The organism is Caulobacter sp. GW822-FHT07D08, from assembly GCF_058798735.1.
The window spans coordinates 1-1,362 of record NZ_JBXAKU010000053.1 but is presented as its reverse complement, the minus strand read 5'-3'; the positions used below and the strand labels follow the sequence as shown (position 1 = coordinate 1,362).

1 protein-coding gene is annotated in these 1,362 nt (G+C 68.3%); it reads right to left on the bottom strand.

Annotation, left to right across the window (positions count from 1 at the left end):
- A partial coding sequence (locus tag AC1RJ9_RS28325) for an acetate--CoA ligase (RefSeq protein ID WP_492842015.1) occupies positions 1 to 1,362 on the bottom strand: 1,362 nt, incomplete at both ends.

Genomic DNA, 1,362 nt, shown 5'->3' with positions numbered 1-1,362 from the left:
GTCGGTGATCACGAGATTGCCCTCGGTCGCGCCGGCAAGGACCAGACCCTCGGCGTCGACCAGCTGCGGCTTGACGCCGGGCAGGGGCTTGGAGGCCGAGCCGGGCTTGAGGTCGGTGGCCCCGGGCAGGGGGGTGATCAGCATGCCGCCGGTCTCGGTCTGCCACCAGGTGTCGACGATGGGCAGCTTCTCCTTGCCGACCACGCGGTGGTACCAGAGCCAGGCCTCGGGATTGATCGGCTCGCCGACGCTGCCCAGCACGCGCAGGGACGACAGATCGTTGCGGGTCACGTAGTCGTCGCCCTCGCGCATCAGGGCGCGCAGGGCCGTGGGGGCGGTGTAGAAGATCTCGACCCTGTGCTTGTCGATCACCTCCCAGAAGCGGCTGGGGGTGGGATAGTTGGGCACGCCCTCGAAGATCAGGCTGGTCCCGCCATTGGCCAGCGGGCCGTAGACGACATAGCTGTGGCCGGTGACCCAGCCGACGTCGGCCGTGCACCAGAAGACTTCGCCGGGTTTGTAGTCGAACACCGCCCAGAAGGTCCACGAGGCCCAGGCCAGATAGCCGCCGGTGGTGTGCAGCACGCCCTTGGGCTTTCCCGTCGATCCCGAGGTGTAGAGGATGAACAGCGGATCCTCGGCGTGCATCGGCTCGGGCGGGCAGTCGGTCGACACCGCCTCGCGCACGTCCTGCCAGACGATGTCGCGGTTCTTGACCAGGGGGACTTCGGCGCCGGTCCAGCGGACCATCAGCACCTTGCCCACCCAGGGGCAGTGCTTGAGCGCCTCGTCGATATTGGCCTTCAGCGGGATGCGCTTGCCGCCGCGCTTGCCCTCGTCGGCGGTGATCACGAAGTGGGAGGCGCAGTCCTGGATGCGGCCGGCGATGCTGTCGGGCGAGAAGCCGCCGAACACCACCGAGTGGACCGCGCCGATCCGGGCGCAGGCCAGCATGGCGACGGCGGCGATCGGGATCATCGGCAGGTAGATCGTCACCCGGTCGCCCTTCTGGACACCCTGGACCTTGAGGACGTTGGCCATGCGGCAAACCTCCTCGTGCAGCTGGCCATAGGTCAGGGTGTCGGAGGTCCCCGGCTCGTCGCCCTCGAAGATCAGGGCGATGTCGTCCTTGCGGGCCGGCAGGTGGCGATCCAGGCAGTTGGCGCTGACGTTCAGCACCCCGTCCTCGTACCAGCGGATGCGGAAGTCGTCCTTGTCGAACGAGACGTCCTTGATCTGGGTCGGAGCCTTGATCCAGTCCAGCCGGGCGGCGATGTCGCGCCAGTAGCCTTCCGGATCGGTCTCGACCCGGGCCACGGCGGCCTCATAGGCGGCCGCGTCGATATGGGCGCCCCGCGCCAG